The following is a 21,014-nucleotide window of genomic DNA, read 5'->3' as shown; positions in this document are numbered from 1 at the left end:
ACCGACGGGCCGGTCAGGCGCCGGGCCGCGGCGCGCTCTCCGGCCGCCGGGCGCGGGGGACGGCGCCGTCCTTGCGGACCAGCCCGCTGATCTGCTCGCCGACCTCGCCGGTGAGCCGGCCCGAGCAGGAGAGTCCCAACTGGACGGCCAGCTCGCGGCCGTACAGGTCCACGGCGGCCTCGACCAGCTCGGCGTAGACGGCCACGGACCGGCGGCACCGGTGCCGGGCGGTCAGCAGGATCGCCGCGCCGAGGACCAGGGCCGGCCACCAGAACGCCCCGAGGACGGCGTAGAGGACGCCCCAACCGACCAGCCGGGCCGCCGTCGCGCAGCGGTCCTGCACGGCGGTCAGCTCGCCGCGCGCCTCCTCCGGCAGGACCAGCCACAGCCGCGGCCACACCGGCGCGAGGTCGAGGCCGTAACTGCGCCACACCCGCACGTCGGCGGCGTGCAGCCGGTCGCCGGTCCAGGTCGGCCGCGCCGGCTCCACCAGGCAGATCGCCGCGCGGCGGTCGATCGCCCGCCGCGCCCGGGCCCGCCGGGCGGGGTCGGCGGTGTCCGCGAGGAACGCCCGCTCGGCCTCGGCCACCTCGGCGTCCGCCCGCTCCCACCGCCGCCGGCGCCGGCCGGTGAGCCGGCCCAGCAGCGGCGTCGATCCGGTCAGGCTCCAGGTCCACCCGACGAACATCCCCACCGCCTGCGCGGCCAGCCCGGCCGCCGCCGAGCCGAGCAGGAACGCGGCCACGGCGACCAGCAGGGCGGCGCCGCGCGCCCCGGCCGGCGTGCCGGTCACCCGGTCCAGCCAGGCCGGCAGGGCCGCGACATCCAGGGCATGGCCCTGGCCGAGCACCCGGGCCAGCACCACCGCGGCGGCGAACAGCGCCCCCGGCAGCACCAGCGCGGCGGTCCACCGGGTCACCAGCTGCTTGCCCAGCTCGGCGAGGAACGCGGTCACAGGGTGATCCGGCTCGCCACGAAGGGCGCGCCGGTGAGCCCGCACGTCGGCGGCACGCCGTCGTCGACCGGGGCCTTGCGGGGACACGGCCCGGCGCCGGGGCAGGTCCAGGCGGTGACCGTCGGGTGGCCACCGCCGCCGAGCCACGGCTCGAAGCCGCGTACGCCGGTGGTGAGCCCGTCGATGCCGTGCCGGGCGAAGGCCGCGTCGAGAGTGTCGAGATCCGCCGCCAACTGCTGGTCCCAGCGCCCCGCGCCGACCGCCGCGACGATCCGGTCGAGCACCTCGGCGACGCCGTACCGCTCGGCGTGCGTGCGCAGCTGCTCCCCGGTGGCCTGGCCGCACAGCCGGCCGATGCGCTCCGCAACGAGTTCCAAGGTCGCCCCCCGTGCGCCGGTCGGCCGTTTCCGCTGCCACAGTAGCGGCCCCGGCAAGCCCGTGCCGCCAGTCGGGACGCGACCCGGATTCCGCTTTCCCGGACCGGGACCCATTGGGCAGGATCGGTACCGGACCAGGAGATCGCCACCCGACGCCAGCGCACCGGAATCGAGGAGCGATGCCGAAATGGACGGTCGGTAGCGCCGCGGGGCGGGTGACCGCGGTGACCGCCGAGTACGAGCGGACGGGGATTCCGGGCGTCCTGTTCGGATCGGACCTCTCCGGCGAGGAGCAGGTCCTCGCCGCGACGGCCGGCGGGCGCGGCGCCGGGCGGGCCGCGGCGCAGGCGCTGGGACGGCTGCACTGGTACCGCTACCTCAACCTGTCCGGACTGGACGGTCTGCGGGCGCGCCGGGCGGCGGTCGAGCTGTTCCGGCACGTGCACCGCCGGGACCCGGAGCTGGTGCCGGAGCTGATCCGGGCCGACTGCCGGGAGAGCGACCCGCCCCGGTCCCCCCGACTCGCCGACGTGCTGCTCAGCCAGCAGCAGGCGGACCGGATCGCGGGGCTCCGGCAGCGGCACCGGGCGGGTTCCGGCAAGGCCCTCCGGATGCTCGTCACGCTCTATCAGGAATGGCTGCTGGAGCTGGCCCGGGACCGCGACGACGACACCGCCCTGCTGCGGGCCGCCCTGCTGACCGATCGCACCGAGGCGCTGGTGACGCTGGCGGAGGCGACCGGGGAGGGACCGACGTACGACGAGGCGCTGGACGCGGCCACGGCGGCCCTCGCGGCCACCACCGACCGGGACCCGCACCGGATGCACCGCCTCGTCGACCGCGGTCGCCTGCTGGAGCTCTACTTCGACCGGGGCGCCGGACCGCGGGCGCTGCAACTGGCCGTCGGCGAGTACCGCCGGGCCGCCCAGCTCGGCTGGCGGCGGCAGCCCACCGACCCGCAGGTGGTGGCGCGGTTCGCCGAGGCGCTGTCCCGGCTGCCCGAGGTCCCGCCGCTGGCGTCGGTCGAGGTCCTGTTCGAGGCGACGGCGGCCTGGCGCGACGCGGTCCACGCCGCGGCGGGCGACGAGGCGGCGATGGCCGCCGCGCTGGAGCGGCTCAACACCGTCGTCAACCTGCTGGCCCAGGAGATCGACCCGGAGCTGGCGCTGGAGGTGGTCACCGCGGCCGGGCAGCCCGAGGTGATCGACCGTTACCTGGGGCGGGCCGAGGAACTCGCGGCCCGGATCGCGGTGGATGCCTCGGCGGCGGCCCTGGCCGACCAGTACGAGGCGGCCTTCCTGCTCTTCGCCGTGGTGCCGGGCTTCCACCCGGCCCGGCCGCGCGCGCTGCTCCTGCTCGGCTCGGCCGAGCTGGACCGGTGGCAGCACGGCGGCGAGCTGCGCGGCGCGGCGGAGGCGGCGACCTGGGCGCAGCTGGCGCTGGACGCCACCGGGCCGGCCGACCCGTTGCGGCGCAGGGCGTTGAACCTGCTGGCCGCCGCGGCCGCGGACGCCGGGCTGCACGGGCAGGACGAACACCTGGTCGAGGTCGCGGTCTCCGCCGCCCGGGAGGCGCTTCCCCTGGCCGACGGGCAGTCGGAGGAGCAGGCGCACCAACTCGTGGTCCTCGGTGACGCGTTGAATGACGCCGGTTGGCTGAAGCGCGACGCCGAGCTCGTCGACGAGGCGCTGCGGCACCAGCGGGCGGCGCTGCGGCTCACCCCCGAGGGGCACGAGGCGTACGCCCTGCGGCTCATGAAGCTCTCCCAGACGCTCGTGCACCGCGACCAGTTGGCGCCCGACGACGCGCTCCTGGCCGAGGCGGTGGCGGCGAACGGCCGCGCGGCGGGCCTGCTGGCGGAGCGCGATCCGCGCCGGGTCGGCTTCCTCTACAACCACGCCAGCAGCCGCACCGTCCAGGCCGTCCGGCAGCGGGACGAGGCCGGGCTGCTCGCGGCCGAACGCAGCTACCGGGAGGCGCTGGCCCTGGTGCCGCCGGATCACCCCGACCAGCCGCGGATCCGCAGCGCGATCGCCGACGCCCGCTACCACCGGTACCGGCTCGGCGGCGACCTGGACGTGCTGGCCGACGCGGTACGGCTGGCCCGGGAGGCGGTCGAGGCGACCCCGCCGGACCACCACTGGTGGCCGCTGCGGGCCGGGCTGCTGGCCCGGGCGGCCGCCGAGCTGGCCCGGGCGGGCGGGCCGGACGCCGAGCGGGCCCGGGCCGAGGCGACCGCCACGTACGCCGCGATCGCCGCCGCGCCGCAGGCGGACCCGCAGACCCGGATCGACGCCGAGCGGCAGCAGGCCGAGTTGGCGGACGCCGCCGGCGACCCGGCCGCCCGGCTGGCCGCGCTGGAGCGGGCGGTGCGGCGGATGCCGGCCTCGATCGACCGGTCGTCGGCCGGCCGGCGCCGGCTCGGGGCGGTGGCCGAACTGAACGGGTTGGCGGCGGAGGCCGCCGCGACCGCGATCGCCGCGGACCACCCCGAGCGCGCCGTCGAACTCCTGGAACGCGGCCGTGGCCTGCTGTTCCACGAGGCGCTGGGCATCCGCGACGGGCGGGCGGAACTGCGCGTGGTCAGCCCCGGGCTGGCCGCCGACCTGGACCGGGTCGACCGGGAGCTGGCCGAGGCGGACGCCTACACGCACGTCCGGAGCTTCACCATCGAGGTGCAGCGCCGCACCGCGGACGGTGAGCTGCTGGACAGCTCGACGACCGAGTGGGACCCGCGAACCGCCTGGGTGCCGCGTACCCGGAAACTGGCCGCCGAACGGGACCGGGTGATCGGGCGGATCCGGCGGCTGCCCGGGTTCGCCGACTTCCTGCGGCCACCGTCGGTGCCGCTGCTCCGGGAGCGGCTCGCGGGCCTGCCGGTGGTCGTCGTCAACAGCCACGGCGACCGGGGCGACGCGCTGGTCGTGCCGGCCGACCCGGAGCGGCCCGTGCAGCCGGTCCGGCTGCCCGAGCTGACCGGCGCCGCCGTCCAGCGGCAGGTCACCCGCTGGTACGCGGCGGTGTCCGACGCGCTCGACCCGGCGGTGCCGTTCGACCGGCGCGCCGCCGCCCAGGAGGAACTGCACGCCGTGCTGGCCTGGCTGTGGGACGCGGTGACCGGGCCGGTGCTGGACCGGATCGCGCCGGCCGACGGGCCGCCGCCGCGGCTCTGGTGGTCCCCGGTCGGCGCGCTGGCCCGCCTCCCGCTGCACGCCGCCGGTCACCACCGGGAGCCGGGCCGCCGGCGTACCGTCCTGGACCGCGTGGTGCCGTCCTACACGCCGACCCTCACCGCCCTGGCGCACGCCGCGGCGGAGCGGCCGCGACCGCCGGCGACCGCCACGGCCACCGTGGTCGGCGTGCCGACCGCGCGGGACCTGCCGGCGCTGTCCCAGGTACGCGCCGAGGTCGAACAGGTGGCCCGGCTGATCCCCGGCTCGACCGTGCTGACCGGGACCGAGGTGGCCCCGACCGAGGTCGAGGAGGCGCTGCGCCGGCACCCGATCGCGCACTTCGCCTGCCACGGCGAGGCGGACGCCGGCACGGCCGCGATGCTGACCGGCGGCCTGCGCCTCGGCAAGGGTGGCTCGCTCAGCCCGCACATGGTGGGCTCCTACCGGCTGGCCCGGGCCGAGCTGGCCTTCCTCTCCGCGTGCGGCACCGCCGAGACGCATCCGACGTTCACCGACGAGCCGCTGCACCTGGCCGCCGCGTTCCAGCTCGCCGGCTTCCGGGGCGTGATCGGCACGATGTGGCGGACCACGGACAGCGCGCGGATCGCGACGGCCTTCTACGCCGGCCTGACGAACGGTGGCACCGAACCCCCGGACCCGGCCGCGGCGGCCCGGGTGCTCACCGAGACGGTGCGGGCGGTACGCGACGAGTTCCCGGCCACGCCCACCCGGTGGGCCGGGCACCTGCACGTCGGGCTGAACCGGGCGCTCTGAGCGGACCGCCGGCTCAGTACGACTTGTCCTGGCCGAGGACGTGCTGGGCGACGAAGTTGAGGATCATCTCGCGGCTGACCGGGGCGATCCGGCCGGCCCGGACCGCGCCGAGCAGGGTGGCCACCCCGTACTCGGTGGTCATGCCGGCCCCGCCGAGGGCCTGGACGGCGGTGTCGACGGCGAGCGCGGCGGCCTCGCCGGCGGCGTACTTGGCCATGTTGCCGGAGATGCCGGCTTCCAGGTCGCGGCCCGCGTCGTACAGGGTGGCCGCCTTGTGGATCATCAGCCGGGCCAGTTCGACCTGGACGGCCGCGTGCGCCAGCGGGTGCGACACGCCCTGGTGCGAGCCGATCGAGCGCCCACCCCACACCGTTCGGGTGGACGTGTAGTCGCTGGCCTTCTCGATCGCGTACCGGCCGGTGCCGGCGCCCATCGCGGCGACCGTGATGCGCTCCGGGTTGAGCCCGGCGAACAGCGCCGGCAGCCCGGCGTCCAGCGACTCGCCGACGAGCGCGTCGGCGGGCAGCCGGACGTCGTCGAGGAAGAGCAGGAACTGGTTCTCCGGCGACAGGATCTCCATGTCCAGCTTGGACTTCTCCAGGCCGGGCGCGTCGGTCGGCACGAGGAACAGCGCCGGCTTCAGCCGCTGCGCAGACGCGTCCCCTGCGCCGGCACTGCCGTCTCCGACGGCGACGCGGGCGACCACCAGCACGTGCCCGGCCTCGTCCACCCCGGAGATGTAGATCTTCCGGCCGCTGAGCAGCCAGTCGTCGCCGTCGCGGCGGGCCACGGTGGCGAGCCGGTGGAAGTTCGAACCGGCGTCCGGCTCGGTGATCGCGAAGACGATCTTCTGCGAGCCGTCGGCGAGGCCGGGGAGGTGCTTCTTGCGCTGCTCCTCCGTACCGTGCTTGTTGATCACGGTGGCGGCGATGGCGGGGGAGACCACGAGCAGCAGCAGCGGGCAGCCCGCCGCGGCCAGCTCCTCGCAGACGATCGCCAGGTCGGTGATGCCGCCGCCCCCGCCGCCGTACTCGGTGGGGATGTTCACGCCCAGATAGCCGAGCCGGCCGGCCTCGTGCCACAGCTCGGTGGTGTGCTCGCCGGCCCTGGCCTTCGACACGAAGTAGGAATGGCCGTACTTGCGGCCCAGCTCCCGTACCGCGTCGCGGAGCTGGTCCTGCTCGGGGGTGAGGTCGAAGTTCACTGCGGGTCCTCCTCGGGATCCACGACGGCCAGTACGGCACCCGTCTCGACCTGGCCGCCGGCCGGCACCGGCAGTTCCGTCACCACACCGTCGGCGGGGGCGAGCACGGGATGTTCGAGCTTCATCGCTTCCAGCGTCAGCAGCAGGTCACCGGCGGCGACCCGCTGGCCGACCTCGACGTGCACCCGGGTCACCGCGCCGGGCAGCGGCGCGAGCAGCGACCCGGCGGCCAGCTCGGCGGTGGGCAGGGGCAGGCGGGGCAGCTCGGTGAGGCTCGCCGCCCCGTCCGGGCCGTCCACGAAGACCGACGACCCGGCCCGGTGTACGCGGAAGGCCCGCCGCACCCCGTCCACGTCGAGCACCACCCGGTCGGCGGCGGCGTCGACCACCGCCACGGTCGGCGTGGCGTCGGACCGGGACACCGACCATTCGGCGAGGCCGCCCGTGCGGTCCAGCCGATACCGGACCTCGATCTCCTCACTGTCGCCGACCGTGAACCGGGTGACCTGCGGGAAGGCCGGCACGTTGCGCCACCCCGACGGCAACCCGGCCAGCACCGGCGCGGCGGCCCGCCGGGCGGCGGCCCCGGACAGCGCCGCCGCCAGCGCCACCACCGGAAGCTGTCCGGCCGGCAGCAGCGGCGCGAACACCTCCGGGTGCCGCTCCAGGAAGCCGGTGTCCACGTCGGCGGCGACGAACTCCGCGCTGCGCAGCACGCGGACCAGCAGGTCCCGGTTGGTGGCCACGCCGTGCAGTTCGGCGCGGGCGAGCGCGCCGGCCAGGGCGCGGGCCGCCTCGGCGCGGGTGGGCGCCCAGGCGACGAGCTTCGCGAGCATCGAGTCGTAGTGCACGCTCACCGTCGAGCCGTCCGCCACACCGGAGTCCAGCCGCAGCCCTTGGGCCGGCGCGAACTCGGCGGTGACCCCGGGGATCGCGAACCGGTGCAGCGTGCCGGTGGCCGGGCGGAAACCCCGGGCCGGGTCCTCGGCGCAGAGCCGCACCTCGATCGCGTGGCCGTCGGCCGGCGGCGTGCTGGTGACCGGCAGTGGCTGGCCCTCGGCGACGAGCAGTTGCAGCCGGACCAGGTCCAGCCCGGTGGTTGCCTCGGTGACCGGGTGCTCCACCTGGAGGCGGGTGTTCATCTCCAGGAAGTGCACCTGCCCGTCCGGCGTCAGCAGGAACTCCACGGTGCCCGCGCCGACGTAGTCGACCGCCCGCCCGGCCGCCACCGCCGCCTCGTGCAGCGTGGCGCGTACCTCGTCGGGCAGCACACCTGGCGCCTCCTCGACGATCTTCTGGTGGCGGCGCTGGATGGAGCAGTCGCGTACCCCGAGCGCCACCACCGTGCCGTGGCTGTCGCCGAAGATCTGCACCTCGACGTGCCGGCCCCGTTCCACGTACCGCTCGATGAAGACCGTGCCGTCGCCGAACGCCGCCGCCGCCTCGCGGCGCGCGCCCGCGACGGCCTCGGCCAGCCCGGCGGCGTCGCGGACGACCCGCATGCCCCGGCCGCCACCACCGGCGGCGGCCTTGACCAGCACCGGGAAGCCGGTGACCTCGGCCGGATCGGTCCAGGTGGGCAGCATCGGCACGCCCGCGTCGGCGAGCAGCGCCTTGGCGGCCATCTTGTCGCCCATCGCGGCGATCGCCTTGGCCGACGGGCCGACCCAGGTCAGGCCCGCGTCGGCCACCGCCGCCGCGAACTCCGCGTTCTCGGCGAGGAAGCCGTAGCCGGGGTGGACGGCGTCCGCGCCGGAGCGCCGGGCCGCCTCCAGGATGGCGTCGACGCGCAGGTACGTCTCGGCCGGCGTGTTCCCGGGCAGCCGCACCGCCTGGTCGGCGTCGGCCACGAACGGCGCGTCGGAGTCCGCGTCGGAGTGCACGGCGACGGTGGCCACGCCGAGGGCGCGGCAGGTGGCGAAGACCCGCCGGGCGATCTCCCCCCGGTTCGCCACCAGAAGTCTCGAAATCATGCGCAATGCCCCCTACATCCGGAAGACGCCGAAGCCGTCGGCGCCCTTCACCGGTGCGTTGTGGATCGCCGACAGGCAGAGCCCGAGGACGGTACGGGTGTCCCGGGGGTCGATCACCCCGTCGTCGTAGAGCCGGCCGGACAGGAAGAGCGCCCCGGACTGGGACTCGATCTGCTGCTCGACCATCATCCGCATGGCGGCGTCGGACTCCTCGTCGTACTCGCGGCCCCGGGCGGCGGCGGCCTGCCGGGCGACGATCGACAGCACCCCGGCCAGCTGCGCCGGGCCCATCACCGCCGACTTGGCGTTCGGCCAGGTGAACAGGAACCTCGGCTCGTACGCCCGGCCGCACATGCCGTAGTTGCCGGCGCCGTAGGAGGCGCCCAGGTTGACCGTCAGGTGCGGGACCGTCGAGTTGGACACCGCGTTGATCATCAGGGCGCCGTGCTTGATGATGCCGCGCTGCTCGTACTCGGTGCCGACCATGTAGCCGGTGGTGTTCTGCAGGAAGACCAGCGGGGTGTCGGCGGCGTTGGCGAGCTGGATGAACTGGGCGGCCTTCTGCGCCTCCGCGCTGAACAGCACGCCCCGGGCGTTGGCCAGCACGCCGACCGGATAGCCGTGCAGCTCGCCCCAGCCGGTGACCAGGGCGGTGCCGTAGCCGGGCTTGAACTCGTCGAACTCGCTGCCGTCGAGCACCCGGGCGAGGACCTCGCGCGGGTCGAACGGCACCTTGAGGTCGGCGCTGGCGATGCCGAGCAGCTCCTCGGGGTCGTACCTGGGTGGCGCCGGGAACGGGTTGCGCGGCGGCGGACCCTGCTTGCGCCAGTTGAGCCGGCGTACGCACTGCCGGGCCAGCCGGATGCCGTCCCGCTCGTCGACGGCGAGGAAGTCGGCCAGGCCGGACGTGGTGGCGTGCATCGCCGCGCCGCCGAGCGACTCGTCGTCGGTCACCTCGCCGGTGGCCATCTTCACCAGCGGCGGCCCGGCCAGATAGACCTGCGACCGGTCCCGGATCATGATGGTGTAGTCCGACATGCCCGGCACGTACGCGCCGCCCGCCGTGGCGTTGCCGAACACCACGCTCACCGTCGGGATCCGCTGCGCGGACAGCCGGGTCAGGTCGCGGAACACCCGGCCGCCCGGGATGAAGACCTCCGCCTGGGTGGGCAGGTCCGCCCCGGCGCTCTCCACCAGGTTGACCATGGGCAGCCGGTTGGCCAGGGCGATCTCCCCGGCCCGCCGGGTCTTCGCCAGCGACCACGGGTTGATCGCGCCGCCGCGTACCGTCGGGTCGTTGGCCACGATCAGGCACTCCACGCCCTCGACCACGCCGATGCCGGTCACGGTGCTGGCGCCGACCGGGAAGTCGGTGCCGTACGCGGCCAGCGACGACAGCTCCAGGAACGGGCTGTCCGGGTCGAGCAGCAGCTCGATCCGCTCCCGGGGGAGCAGCTTGCCCCGCCCGTGGTGGCGGGTCACGTACTTCTCGCCGCCACCGGCCCGGGCCTGGTCGAGCGCCGCCTCCAGCTCGGCGAGGCGGTCCAGCAGCGCCTGCCGGTTGGCGGTGAAGGCGGGCGCGGACGGGTCGATCGTGCTCTGCAGGACAGCCGTGCTCATAGGCCCATGCCCTTCGCGATGATCTCGTTCATGATCTCGGTGGTGCCGCCACCGATGCCCAGCAGCCGGGCGTCGCGGTAGTGCCGCTCGACCTCGGCGTCGCGCAGGTAGCCGAAGCCGCCGTGCAGTTGCAGCGCGGCGTCGACCACGAAGTCGCACGCGGACACCGCCACGTTCTTCGCGATCGCCACCTCGGTCACCACCGGCTGCCCGGCGGCGACCCGCTCGGCGACCTCGTGCACGTACGCCCGGGCCGCCTCGGTGCGGGAGTGCATCTCGGCCAGCCGGTGCCGGACGACCTGCCGCCCGACGAGCGGCCGGCCGAACGTCCGGCGGTCCCGGCACCACCGCACCGCCAGGTCCACGCAGCGCTGCGCGGTCGCGTACGCCTGGGTGGCGAGCGAGAGCCGCTCGGCGGCGAACTGCTGCATGATGGCGAGGAAGCCGGTGTCCTCCGGGCCCACCCGGTTCGTCACCGGCACCCGGACATCGACGAAGGACAGTTCCGCGGTGTCCGAGCAGTGCCAGCCCAGCTTCTCCAGCCGCCGGCCCACCGTGCACCCGGGCGTGCCCTTGTCGATCACGAGCAGGCTCAGCGAGCCCGACTTGGGGAAGTCGGTGCAGACCGCTGTGGTGACGAAGTCTGCCCGGACCCCGCTGGTGATGTACGTCTTGGCGCCGTTCACCACGTAGTGGTCGCCGTCGCGTACCGCGCAGGTGCGGATGCCCGCGACGTCCGAGCCGCCATCCGGCTCGGTGATCGCCAGCGCACCGATCATCGTCCCGGCGAGGGTCGGCCGGACGTACCTCTCGATCAGCGCCTCGTCGCGAGCCGCGACGATGTGCGGCAGCGCGATGCCGTGCGTGAACAGCGCGGCGATCAGCCCGGACGACCCACCCGAGCGGATGATCTCCTCGGTGACCACCATCGAGTCGAGCAGGTCGCCACCGCTGCCGCCGACCGACTCCGGGAAGCCGATGCCGAGCAGGCCGACCTTCGCGGCGGTCTCGTGCAGCGACCGGGGCAGCTCGCCGGCCCTTTCCCAGTCGGACAGGTGCGGCAGCACCTCCCGGGTGACGAACGAGCGGGTCAGCTCGCGCAGTTGCCGGCGTTCCGGCGTGTCCACGGTGGTCATGCCGGAACCTCCGTCGGAAGATCGACCACTCGTGAACGCACCAGCTCGCCGAGCGCCTTGGCCTGGGGGTCGAATCGGGTGGAGGCGGCCACACCCTGGCCGAGCAGCCCCCGGATCACGAAGTTGACGGCGCGCAGGCTCGGCAGTTCGTACCGCTCGACGGTCAGCGCCGCCGTCTCCGGCAGCAGTTCGGCCAGCCGGGCCACGGTGAGCCAGTCGCGCAGCCAGGGCCAGGTCGCGTCGGTGCGGGCCCAGACACCGAGGTTGGCGTCGCCGCCCTTGTCGCCCGACCGCGCCCCGACCAGCTCGCCGAGCGGTCCGCGCCGGGTGGCGGGCACGGAAGGGTCCCCTGTTGGCGCCTCCTGCTGTGGGGGTGCCCCGGGCAGACCACTCAGCACGGTCGGCGGCGGGATCGGCACCCGCTCGCCGGAGGGGAGCACCGCGAGGTGCGCGACGGCGTCCTGCGGGACCGTGTCGGCGGTGAACACCCCGTACGGGGTGGCGTCGCCGGGCAGGGTGGTCAGCGTGCAGCCCGGGTAGGAGGCCAGGGCCAGCTCCACGGCGGCCGCCGAGAAGGCCCGCCCGGCCCGCGCCTTGTCGCCGTCCCGCAGGTGTACGTGCAGCAGCGCGCTCGCCGCCTCGGTGTCGGCGGCGTCGGGGTGGTCGGTGCGGGCCAGGGTGAACTCCAGCCCTTCCGTGCCGACCGCCTCCTCCAGTTGACCGCGGACCAGCGCCGCCTTGGCCGGGATGTCCAGCCCGCAGAGCACGAACGTCATCGAGTTGCGGAAGCCGCCCAGGTTGTTGACCCCCACCTTGAGGGTGGGCGGCGGGGGCGTGCCGCGGACCCCGGCGACCCGCACCCGGTCCGGCCCGTCCTGGGTCAGCGCCACGGTGTCCAGCCGGGCCACCACGTCCGGCCCCAGGTAGGCCGGCGTGTCCACCTCGTACAGCAGCTGCGCGGTGACCGTCTCGACGGTGACCGCGCCCCCGGTGCCGGGGTGCTTGGTGAGTACCGACGAGCCGTCCCGGTGGATCTCGGCGATCGGGAAGCCGGGGCGGTGACCACCGTCCGGCAGCTCGGTGAAGAAGCTGTAGTTGCCGCCGGTGACCTGCGCTCCGCACTCGATGAGGTGCCCGGCGACGGTGGCGCCGGCCAGCGCGTCGAGGTCGTCCCGGGTCCAGCCGAACCGGGCGATGGCCGGGCCGACCGCCAGCGAGGCGTCCGTCACCCGCCCGGTCACCACCACGTCCGCCCCGGCGTCCAGGCAGGCGGCGATCCCGAACGCCCCCAGGTACGCGTTCGCGGTCAGCGCGTCGGGCCGGGCGAGGGCGTCGCCCTCGACGTACCCGACCCGGACGGTGAGGCCGAGCCGGTCGGCCAGCGCGCCGACGGCGGCGGCCAGGCCGGCCGGGTTGAGCCCGCCGGCGTTGGTGACCAGGGTGACACCGCGGTCGAGCGCGGTGCCGAGGCAGCCCTCGAGCTGCCGCAGGAAGGTCTTCGCGTACCCGAGGGAGGGGTCCCGCAGCCGGTCCCGGCCGAGGATCAGCATGGTCAGCTCGGCGAGGTAGTCGCCGGTCAGCACGTCCAGCTCGCCGCCGTCGAGCATCTCCCGCCAGGCGGCGAACCGGTCGCCGTAGAAGCCGGAGGCGTTGCCGACCCGCAGCACGGTCACGACGTCGCCCCGGCGGCGGCCCGCCCGGTGCCGGGCGGGCCGGCGAACGCCTGCGCCACGTCCAGCCACTCGTCGGCCACCGGGCCGGTGGCCACCAGGGCGAGGTTGTCGCGGTGCCGGCGCTGGGTCACCAGCAGGCAGAAGTCGAGGGCCGGGCCGGTGACCCGGTCGGCGGCGTCCGCCGGCCCGAAGGTCCAGGTGTCGCCGGCGGCGCCGGCTCCACTCCCGGCCGCGAGGCTCGCAGGCTCACTCCCCGCGCCCGCCGGCGCGGTCAGCTCCACCCGGACCGGCGTGGTCGGCGCCGGGCGGCCGTGCGCGGCGAAGCCGTGCCCGAGGGTACGGAAGCCCAGGTGCGCGACGTGCCGCAGCCGGTCGGTCGGGGCCCGCCGGACGCCGAGCGCGTCGGCCACGTCCTCGCCGTGCGCCCAGGTCTCCATGAGCCGGGCGGTCGCCATCGAGGTGGGCGACATCCGGGTGCCGTACCAGGGCAGCTTCTCCCCGGTCGGGGTGGCGGCCAGGGCGGCGGTGAGCGCCGCGCGGCCGGCCCGCCAGCGGGCCAGCAGCGCGTCGGGGGGCGCGAGGAAGGACTCGGCCCCGTCGTCGACCAGGCGGGCCGGGTTCGGGGCGGCGAGGACCGAGGCGTAGAAGGCGTCGGCGTCGGTGGCGGCGAGGTGGGCCACGTGGTCGGTCCAGGCCAGGTGGGCGATCTGGTGCGCGATCGTCCAGCCCGCGGCCGGGGTCGGTCGCGCCCACTCCTCCGGCGGCAGCGGCGCGACCAGCGCGTCGAGCTGGTCGGACTCGGCGGCCAGATCCGTGAGCAGTGCTGTCAGGTCGACCATGGTGCCTCCGGAGGATCAGTGCGGCCGCGCGCTCCCTGGCGTCGTCGGGCCGTCGTCGGGGGTGAGCAGGATGGCGAGTTGGCGCTTCCAGGTGTGCAGCAGGGCGGTCCGCCGGGTCGAGTCGTCGCTGAGCAGGTTGGCCACGCCGAGCCCGCGGAGCAGGTCGAGGGTGGCCTGGACGGCCTCCCGTACGCCGGGCCGGCGCTCGTCCACGCCGAGCAGCTCGACGGTCAGCCGGTGCATCTCGCGACCGACCCGCGCCTCCAGCGGGACCAGGGCGTCGCGCAGCTCGGGGTCGGTGCGGGCGGCCACCCACAGCTCCAGGGCGGCGACGAAGAGCGGCCCGGTGAAGGCGGCGGCGAGCAGGTCGACCACCCGGTCGAGCCGGCGCGGCCCGGCGGGCAGCGCCGCGGCCTCGGTGCGCAGCTCGACGGCCCGGCGCTCGGTGAGGTGGGTGACCGCGGCGGTGACCAGGGCGGCCTTGGTCGGGTAGTGGTGCAGCTGGGCGCCCCGGGAGACGCCGGCCCGGGCCGCCACCACCGTGGTGGTGGTGCCGGACCAGCCGTGCTCCACCAGGCAGTCCACGGTCGCCTCCAGCAGCCGGGCCTGGGTGGCGCGGCTGCGCTCCTGCTGGGGGACGCGGGTCGGTACGGCGGGCACGGGGACAGCCTGCCGGCCGCGAAACAAACAGTCAAGACTGACTTTTTCTGCTCCAGCACCGGCCGTTGACCACTTTGTCGATGTTTTCATCCAGAAACATGGATCTTCCTGTGCCCGGGTGGCCGCACTAACGTGCGGCCTCACCAGATCAAGGAGGCGTGCCGTGACCCAACCTCCCGACCCGTCCGAGACACCCACCCAGGTCGAACGATTCGGCTACCGGCAGGAGCTGAGCCGCTCCCTCAGCTTCACCGACCTGCTCATCTACGGACTGATCTTCATGGTGCCGATCGCCCCGTTCGGCATCTTCGGCAGCGTGTACGCCGGCTCCGGCGGCATGGTCGCGCTGGCGTACCTCATCGGCATGGTGGCCATGATGTTCACCGCCCTGTCGTACGCGCAGATGGTCCGCGCCTTCCCGATGGCCGGATCGGTCTACAGCTACGCCGGGCGGGGCATCGCGCCACCCGTCGGCTTCCTCGCCGGCTGGGTGATCCTGCTCGACTACGTCCTGGTGCCCGGCCTGCTCTACCTGGTGGCCAGCGTGGCCATGCACTCCCTGGTGCCCGGAGTGCCGGTGTGGTTGTGGCTGGCCGCGTTCGTGCTGCTCAACACGGTCGTCAACTATCTCGGCATCAAGATGACCGCCCGGGTCAACCGGGTGATGCTCGCCGCCGAACTGGTCATCCTCGCGATCTTCCTGGTCGTCGGGGTGGTCGCCCTCGCCCAGGGCAAGGGCGACGGCTTCTCGCTGCGGCCGCTGTTCGACGCGGACACCTTCTCCTGGCCGCTGGTGTTCGGGGCGGTGTCGATCGCCGTGCTCTCCTTCCTCGGCTTCGACGGGATCTCCATGCTGGCCGAGGAGAGCCGCGAGGAGGCCCGGCAGATCGGCCGGGCCATGGTGGCCGCCCTGCTGCTGGCCGGCGCCCTGTTCCTGGTCCAGACCTGGGTAGCGGCCCTGCTCGTCCCGGACGCCCCCGCCCTGCTCGACAACGGCGACCCCGACGGGACGGCCTTCTACGACGCGGCCCGCGTCGCCGGGGGCGGCTGGCTCGCCGGCCTGACCGCGGCGGCCACCGCGATCGCCTGGGGCTTCGCCAACTCCCTGGTCGCCCAGGCCGCCACCTCGCGGCTGCTGTACGCGATGGCCCGCGACCGGCAGATGCCCCGGTTCCTGGCCCGGATCAACCGCCGACACCAGGTGCCGGCCAACGCCACCCTGGTGGTCGCCGCCGTCTCCCTGGCGCTCGGCCTCTACATGGCCAGCCGGGACGACGGCATCTCGCTGCTGTCCACCCTTGTCAACTTCGGCGCGATGACCGCGTTTCTGGCGTTGCACGTCTCCGTGGTGACCCACTACGTGGTCCGCAACGGCAGCCGGGACTGGTTGCGGCACCTGGTGGTGCCGGTGATCGGCTTCGCGATCCTGCTCTACGTGGTGATCAACGCGAAGGTCGCCGCGCAGGTGCTCGGCTTCGTCTGGCTCGGCCTGGGACTGATCGTGCTACTGACCTTCTACGCGACCGGCCGGCGGCCCGAGCTGCCCGCCCTCTCCGAGGTCGCCCACGACAACACCGACGAACCGGTGAAGGAGCCACAGTGACCGAGGTCGTGACCTACCGGCCGGAGCCGGACGAACTCTCCTACACCTTCGGCGGGCGGGCGCCGGTGCTCCGGGTCCGCCCCGGCACCATCGTCGAGCTGTACACCGAGGACTGCTTCGGCGGTCGGGTCCGCACCGTCGACGACCTGCCGTCGCGGGTCTGCGAGTTCCCCTACCTCAACCCGGTCACCGGACCGATCCACGTCGAGGGCGCCGAGCCGGGCGACACCCTCGCCGTGCACTTCGTGGCGATCGAACCGGCCCGGGACTGGGCGGTGTCCAGCACCTTCCCGCACTTCGGCGCGCTCACCGGCACGCACACCACGGCCACCCTGCACCCCCCGCTCGACGAACTGGTCTGGCGGTACGACGTGGACGTGGCGGCCGGCACGGCCACGTACCGGGCCAGACGCGGCGACTACACCGTCGAGCTGCCGCTCGACCCGATGCACGGCACCGCCGGAGTGGCACCGGGTGCCTTCGAGGCGCGGATGACCATCACCCCCGACGCGCACGGCGGCAACATGGACAGCCCGGAGCTGCGGGCCGGGGTGACCGCCTACTTCGGGGTGAACGTCTCCGGCGCGCTCTTCGCCCTCGGCGACGGGCACTGCCGGCAGGGGCACGGCGAGGTCTGCGGCACCGGTCTTGAGGCGGCCATGAACACCACCGTGGTGCTGGACGTCATCAAGGGAGTGGGCACGCCGTGGCCCCGGCTGGAGTCCGACGACGCGCTGATGTCCACCGGCTCGGCCCGGCCGCTCGAGGACGCCTACCGGATCAGCCAGCACGACCTGGTCACCTGGACGGCGGAGCTGGTCGGCCTGGACCAGCTCGACGCGTACCAGCTGGTCAGCCAGGCCGGTGAGGCGCCGGTCGGCAACGTCTGCGACCCGAACTACACGATGGTGGCGAAACTGGACAAGCGGTACCTGGGCGGGGCCACCGGCTACGACGGCGTGCACGCCCGGCTGCGGCAGGTGGCCCGCGACCACCTGGCCCACCGCTGAGCCGGCGCAGGGCCGGCCGGGGCGTGCACCTCGGCCGGCCCCCTCGGTTCGCCAGCGCCGGCGGTGTGGTCAGCGGCCGTCGCGCGGACCGAAGACGGCCAGCGCGTCGGCGTCACTGTGCCGGGAACGCAGGTACTCGTCGGCGAAGTCGGCGGCGTCCGGGAAGCCCGACTCGGCGGCCACCCGGGCGCAGGCGGCGTCCACGTCGTACCGGGTCCGGCGCAGTTGCACGCCCGGGCCGAGCAGCGCCCACCACGCCCCGTCCCCGCCGTACGGCATGCCGATGCTGCCCGGGTTGACCACCAGGCGGCGGTCGACGAGCCGGGTGAACGGCATGTGGGTGTGCCCGCAGATCACCGTGCCGACCTCGGCGGGCAGGCCGGCGAAGACCTCCGCCCACCGCGCCATCCGGGAGTCGACCAGCACCACCTCCTCGTCGTCGCGGGGCGTGGCGTGGCAGAAGAGCACCTCGCCCAGACCGGCGACCGGCAGCGTCACCGTCGGCGGCAGCGCGGCCAGCCGGGCCAGGTGGTCGTCCCGCAGCTGGCCGGCCGCCCAGTTGACGACCTCGAACGGCGATGTCTTGCCGGCCCTCGCCTCGACCAGCTCCCGTTCGCCGTTGCCGCCGACCCAACGGGCCCGGTCACCGAGCGCGGCGAGCCGGTCCAGCACCTCGACCGGCTGCGGACCGCTGGCGATGTCGCCGGTGAGCACGATCAGGTCGGCGCCGGCCACGTCCGGCTCGGCCAAGACGGCCTCCAGCGCCGGCAGCACGCCGTGGATGTCGGAGAGGACCGCGACATGTTCGAACATCGCCCCACCGTGGCCCCCGCCCGGCCGCGATGTCCAGGGATTCTGCGCCGGGCAGACGGCGCGCGGAATCGCCGCCGCCACGGCCGGCGCCTCGGCCGGGCGACAGGGCAGCGCCCGGCCTCCTCCGCGAGCCTTCCACGCTGGCTGTCACTTACCGCAACTGCCGCGGAGGGTCACCAGGCGCGTCGCCGGCCGCGGGCCCGGGCACGGACGGAAACCGGCCCGGCCCGCGAAGGCGGGCCGGGCCGGGCAGTACGGGACAGCGGGGTCAGACCCGCGCGCGGCGGGCCAGGCGCTCCGGGTCGAGGATGATGATGCTCTTGCCGTCCAGCCGCAGCCAGCCGCGCGACGCGAAGTCGGCCAGCGCCTTGTTCACGGTCTCCCGGGAGGCGCCGACGAGCTGGGCGATCTCCTCCTGGGTCAGGTCGTGGGTCACCCGCAGCACGCCGCCGTCGCGGGTGCCGAACCGGCCGGCCATCTGGAGCAGGTTCTTGGCGACCCGGCCCGGCACGTCGGTGAAGATCAGGTCGGCCAGCGAGTCGTTCGTCCGGCGCAGCCGGCGGGCGAGCACCCGCAGCAGCTGCTCGGCGATCTCGGGCCGGTTGTTCAGCCAGGGCCGCAGCGCCTGCTTGCGCAGCCGGACCAGCCGGGTGTCGGTCACCGCGGTGGCCGTCGCCGTGCGCGGCCCGGGGTCGAAGAGCGACAGCTCGCCGACCATGTCCGACGGGCCCATCACGGCGATCAGGTTCTGCCGGCCGTCCGCCGCGCGGCGGCCAACCTTGATCTTGCCGGACAGGAGGATGTAGAGACTGTCGCCGGGCTCGCCCTCGTTGAACACGACCTCGCCCTTGCGGACCTCGATCGTCTCCATCTCCTTGGCGAGCGCCTCGGCAGCCTCCGGGTCGACACCCTGGAAGATCCCGCTACGGGCCAGTACCTCGTCCATCGCGCACCTCCGCTTGCGCGTGCCGTCCGTCGGCCGGGTCCGCCGTCCGCTGATCCCTCGCGCGCCGCCAGTCTAGGCGCACATGAGCTGGAATCAGAGGCGCACCCCTGGAATCTTGATCGTTGGGCGTAACCCTCCCGACGCGATCGAGGACTAGAATCCCGCCTCCCGACCGGCGGCGCCGGGTGGCGGGCGGGGCGTCCGGGCCGCCGGGCCCGGGCGGGCGTCGCCGCTGCCCTCCTCTGATCGTAGGGTCGGTGCCGTGCTGAACGAGCCGTTCCTGACCACCCGCCCCGAGGCCGGGTCGGAGATCCCGCTGCTGGTCTGGCGGGCCGAGGCGCCGCTGCTGGCCGTCGGCAGCGCCCCGCTGGGCGGCGGGATCGGCGTACGCCGTTGGGTGCTCAACGCGACCGTGCCGATGTCGTACGACCGGGACGACCCCGCCGACCACCTGGCCGAACTGGCCGGCGGGCTGGGCCTGGCCGGGCCCGGCGTCGGCCTGCTGACCGGCGTCGACGTGACCGAGGTGGTGGCCCGGGCCGACGACGGCGTGCGGGTCTGGGCGACGGTCGGGCTCGGCACCCCGGTGTGGGCCGCGGCGCCCGCGCCCGCCACCCCGGCGCAGCGCGTCGGCACGGTCAACATCGTGGCGTACGTGCCGGCCCGGCTCGGCGACGCCGCCCTGGTCAACGCCGTGGCCACGGCCACCGAGGCGAAGGCGCAGGCGATCTGGGAGCTGGGCCTGCCCGCCACCGGCACGCCCACCGACGCGGTCACCGTGCTCTGCCCGGCCGACGGCGACCCGGCCCCGTACGGCGGCCCCCGCTCGGCCTGGGGCGCCCCGCTGGCCCGGGCCGTGCACGCGGCCGTCCTGGCCGGCGGCGCCGGCACCGTGGTCCCCTGGTCCGAGCAGCGCCGGGCGGGCTGAGCCGGCCGGGGCCATCGGCACGGCGCTCCCTGGTCGGATCGGCGCCCGACTGCCGGGAGCCGGCCGGGCCGACGGGTCGGCTTTTCGACCGATCGGCCGTCGTCGGCGCGTTCACCGGGCGGTACCGTGGCCGGCGATGTACGCTCCCGCCCCCTCCGTGTCCCCGTCCCGGCGCCGCGCCGCCGCGGCGCTCGGCGTGCTGCTCGCCGCCCTGCTGGTGGGTGGGTGCGCGCAGCCCGGCACCGGCGAGTCGGTGTGGCGGCCGGGCGCGGATGGCGCACCGGCCGGCTCCGCCGCGCCGGCCACCGCCGACCAGCCCGCCGACGGCACCGAGCAGGCGATCTCGCTGGCCGCCACCGGCGACGTGATCATGGGTAACGCGCCGAACCGGCTGCCGCCCGACGGCGGGAACGGCTTCTTCGACGACGTCAAGGCCGCGCTCAAGGGCGACCTCGTGATGGGCAACCTGGAGGAGCCGCTCACCGAGGACACCGGCACCGGCAAGTGCGGGCCGAAGCCGCAGAACTGCTACCAGTTCCGGGCGCCCCCGGAGTACGCGAAACACCTCAAGGAGGCCGGGTTCCAGCTGCTCAACCAGGCCAACAACCATGGCTACGACTACGGCCCCAAGGGCTACCGGAACACCCAGCGGGCGCTGGAGGAGCACGACCTGCAGCACACCGGCGCCCCGGACCAGATCACCGTGGTCGAGGTCGAGGGCGTCAAGGTCGCGGTGGTCGGCTTCTCCTCGTACGTCTGGTCCAACAGCCTGGTCGACATCGCGTCGGCGAAGCGGGTGGTGGCGAAGGCGGCGACCAGTGCCGACCTGGTCGTGGTGCAGGTGCACATGGGTGCCGAGGGCGCCGACAAGAGCCACGTGAAGCCCGGCACCGAGCTGTTCTTCGGGGAGAACCGGGGCGACCCGATCAGGTTCTCCCACGCGGTGATCGACGCCGGCGCCGACCTGGTCGTCGGGCACGGGCCGCACGTGCTGCGCGGCATGGAGTTCTACCGGGGCCGGCTGATCGCGTACAGCCTGGGCAACTTCGCCGGCGGGGGGAAGTCGCTGAACCCGTCCGGTCGACTCGGCTGGGGCGGGGTGCTCAAGGTCACGCTCAAGCCGGACGGCAGCTTCGTCGACGGCCGCTTCACCGCCACCGTGATGAACGGCGTCGGCCGGCCCTCGATCGACCGGCAGCAGCGCGGCCTCGGACTGGTCCGTGAGGTGAGCCACGCCGACTTCCCGCGGACCGGGGCCCGGATCGACGCGGCCGGCCGGATCCGGGTGCCGTCCGGCGGCTGACCCGGCGCGTGGGCCCGCCGGGACGTC

At 74.8% G+C, this 21,014-nt stretch carries 16 protein-coding genes; 5 read left to right on the top strand and 11 right to left on the bottom strand.

Annotated features, from left to right (window positions below):
* Positions 1-13: 13 nt before the first annotated feature.
* Positions 14-955, bottom strand: coding sequence for a hypothetical protein (locus ACIBPB_RS29490; protein WP_396842708.1), 942 nt, complete (start codon positions 953-955; stop codon positions 14-16).
* Positions 952-1,332 carry a hypothetical protein gene (locus ACIBPB_RS29485; RefSeq protein WP_396842707.1) on the bottom strand — a complete coding sequence of 127 codons (381 nt, stop codon included), beginning with the start codon at positions 1,330-1,332 and terminating at the stop codon, positions 952-954. Before ACIBPB_RS29485 ends, ACIBPB_RS29490 begins: the two co-directional genes overlap by 4 nt.
* Positions 1,333-1,511: 179 nt before the next feature.
* Between ACIBPB_RS29485 and ACIBPB_RS29480 the strand changes: the two genes are divergently transcribed.
* On the top strand, positions 1,512-5,279 hold the full coding sequence (locus ACIBPB_RS29480) for a CHAT domain-containing protein (protein WP_396842706.1): 3,768 nt from the start codon (positions 1,512-1,514) through the stop codon (positions 5,277-5,279).
* 13 nt (positions 5,280-5,292) lie between these two features.
* Here the strand turns inward: ACIBPB_RS29480 and ACIBPB_RS29475 are convergent, their stop codons facing one another.
* The 7 genes from ACIBPB_RS29475 to ACIBPB_RS29445 are packed head-to-tail and all read right to left on the bottom strand — an operon-like array spanning position 5,293 to position 14,384.
* Positions 5,293-6,483 (bottom strand): acyl-CoA dehydrogenase family protein, encoded by a 1,191-nt coding sequence (locus ACIBPB_RS29475; RefSeq protein ID WP_396842704.1) that lies wholly within the window; start codon positions 6,481-6,483, stop codon positions 5,293-5,295.
* Positions 6,480-8,456, bottom strand: coding sequence for a biotin carboxylase N-terminal domain-containing protein (locus ACIBPB_RS29470; protein WP_396842703.1), 1,977 nt, complete (start codon positions 8,454-8,456; stop codon positions 6,480-6,482). Before ACIBPB_RS29470 ends, ACIBPB_RS29475 begins: the two co-directional genes overlap by 4 nt.
* Before the next feature lie 12 nt (positions 8,457-8,468).
* Positions 8,469-10,076, bottom strand: coding sequence for an acyl-CoA carboxylase subunit beta (locus ACIBPB_RS29465; RefSeq protein ID WP_396842702.1), 1,608 nt, complete (start codon positions 10,074-10,076; stop codon positions 8,469-8,471).
* Positions 10,073-11,212, bottom strand: a complete 1,140-nt coding sequence (locus ACIBPB_RS29460; RefSeq protein WP_396842701.1) for an acyl-CoA dehydrogenase family protein — start codon at positions 11,210-11,212, stop codon at positions 10,073-10,075. The genes ACIBPB_RS29465 and ACIBPB_RS29460 overlap by 4 nt, the downstream gene beginning before the upstream one ends.
* Positions 11,209-12,885, bottom strand: a complete 1,677-nt coding sequence (locus ACIBPB_RS29455) for an acyclic terpene utilization AtuA family protein (RefSeq protein WP_396842700.1) — start codon at positions 12,883-12,885, stop codon at positions 11,209-11,211. Before ACIBPB_RS29455 ends, ACIBPB_RS29460 begins: the two co-directional genes overlap by 4 nt.
* Positions 12,882-13,724, bottom strand: coding sequence for a maleylpyruvate isomerase family mycothiol-dependent enzyme (locus tag ACIBPB_RS29450; protein WP_396842699.1), 843 nt, complete (start codon positions 13,722-13,724; stop codon positions 12,882-12,884). The genes ACIBPB_RS29455 and ACIBPB_RS29450 overlap by 4 nt, the downstream gene beginning before the upstream one ends.
* 15 nt (positions 13,725-13,739) lie before the next feature.
* Complete coding sequence (locus ACIBPB_RS29445) at positions 13,740-14,384, bottom strand: TetR/AcrR family transcriptional regulator (RefSeq protein ID WP_396842698.1); 645 nt, start codon at positions 14,382-14,384, stop codon at positions 13,740-13,742.
* 163 nt (positions 14,385-14,547) lie between these two features.
* Between ACIBPB_RS29445 and ACIBPB_RS29440 the strand changes: the two genes are divergently transcribed.
* Together ACIBPB_RS29440 and ACIBPB_RS29435 are read left to right on the top strand one after the other, a co-directional pair.
* Positions 14,548-15,987: an APC family permease gene (locus ACIBPB_RS29440; RefSeq protein ID WP_396842697.1), complete on the top strand. Its 1,440-nt coding sequence runs from the start codon at positions 14,548-14,550 to the stop codon at positions 15,985-15,987.
* Positions 15,984-16,997 (top strand): acetamidase/formamidase family protein, encoded by a 1,014-nt coding sequence (locus ACIBPB_RS29435; protein ID WP_396842696.1) that lies wholly within the window; start codon positions 15,984-15,986, stop codon positions 16,995-16,997. The genes ACIBPB_RS29440 and ACIBPB_RS29435 overlap by 4 nt, the downstream gene beginning before the upstream one ends.
* Before the next feature lie 69 nt (positions 16,998-17,066).
* Here the strand turns inward: ACIBPB_RS29435 and ACIBPB_RS29430 are convergent, their stop codons facing one another.
* Together ACIBPB_RS29430 and ACIBPB_RS29425 are read right to left on the bottom strand one after the other, a co-directional pair.
* On the bottom strand, positions 17,067-17,810 hold the full coding sequence (locus tag ACIBPB_RS29430) for a metallophosphoesterase family protein (RefSeq protein ID WP_396842695.1): 744 nt from the start codon (positions 17,808-17,810) through the stop codon (positions 17,067-17,069).
* 268 nt (positions 17,811-18,078) lie between these two features.
* Positions 18,079-18,756: a Crp/Fnr family transcriptional regulator gene (locus ACIBPB_RS29425; protein WP_007073398.1), complete on the bottom strand. Its 678-nt coding sequence runs from the start codon at positions 18,754-18,756 to the stop codon at positions 18,079-18,081.
* 262 nt (positions 18,757-19,018) lie between these two features.
* Here ACIBPB_RS29425 and ACIBPB_RS29420 point away from each other — a divergent pair, with 262 nt between their 5' ends.
* Positions 19,019-19,684: an adenosylcobinamide amidohydrolase gene (locus ACIBPB_RS29420; RefSeq protein ID WP_396842694.1), complete on the top strand. Its 666-nt coding sequence runs from the start codon at positions 19,019-19,021 to the stop codon at positions 19,682-19,684.
* A gap of 136 nt (positions 19,685-19,820) precedes the next feature.
* Positions 19,821-20,987 (top strand): CapA family protein, encoded by a 1,167-nt coding sequence (locus ACIBPB_RS29415; RefSeq protein WP_396842693.1) that lies wholly within the window; start codon positions 19,821-19,823, stop codon positions 20,985-20,987.
* The last annotated feature ends 27 nt before the right edge of the window (positions 20,988-21,014 follow it).

This window comes from Micromonospora sp. NPDC049836 (genome assembly GCF_044465125.1).
GTDB lineage: Bacteria > Actinomycetota > Actinomycetes > Mycobacteriales > Micromonosporaceae > Micromonospora.
The sequence above is the reverse complement of the archived record's forward strand: the minus strand, read 5'-3'. Positions and strand labels throughout refer to the sequence as shown.

Coding starts and splice junctions, on each gene's coding strand:
- ACIBPB_RS29450 (WP_396842699.1), bottom strand. CDS start 13,724: ATGGTCGACCTGACAGCACTGCTCACGGATCTGGCCGCCGAGTCCGAC.
- ACIBPB_RS29430 (WP_396842695.1), bottom strand. CDS start 17,810: ATGTTCGAACATGTCGCGGTCCTCTCCGACATCCACGGCGTGCTGCCG.
- ACIBPB_RS29425 (WP_007073398.1), bottom strand. CDS start 18,756: ATGGACGAGGTACTGGCCCGTAGCGGGATCTTCCAGGGTGTCGACCCG.
- ACIBPB_RS29460 (WP_396842701.1), bottom strand. CDS start 11,212: ATGACCACCGTGGACACGCCGGAACGCCGGCAACTGCGCGAGCTGACC.
- ACIBPB_RS29470 (WP_396842703.1), bottom strand. CDS start 8,456: ATGATTTCGAGACTTCTGGTGGCGAACCGGGGGGAGATCGCCCGGCGG.
- ACIBPB_RS29480 (WP_396842706.1), top strand. CDS start 1,512: ATGCCGAAATGGACGGTCGGTAGCGCCGCGGGGCGGGTGACCGCGGTG.
- ACIBPB_RS29465 (WP_396842702.1), bottom strand. CDS start 10,076: ATGAGCACGGCTGTCCTGCAGAGCACGATCGACCCGTCCGCGCCCGCC.
- ACIBPB_RS29415 (WP_396842693.1), top strand. CDS start 19,821: ATGTACGCTCCCGCCCCCTCCGTGTCCCCGTCCCGGCGCCGCGCCGCC.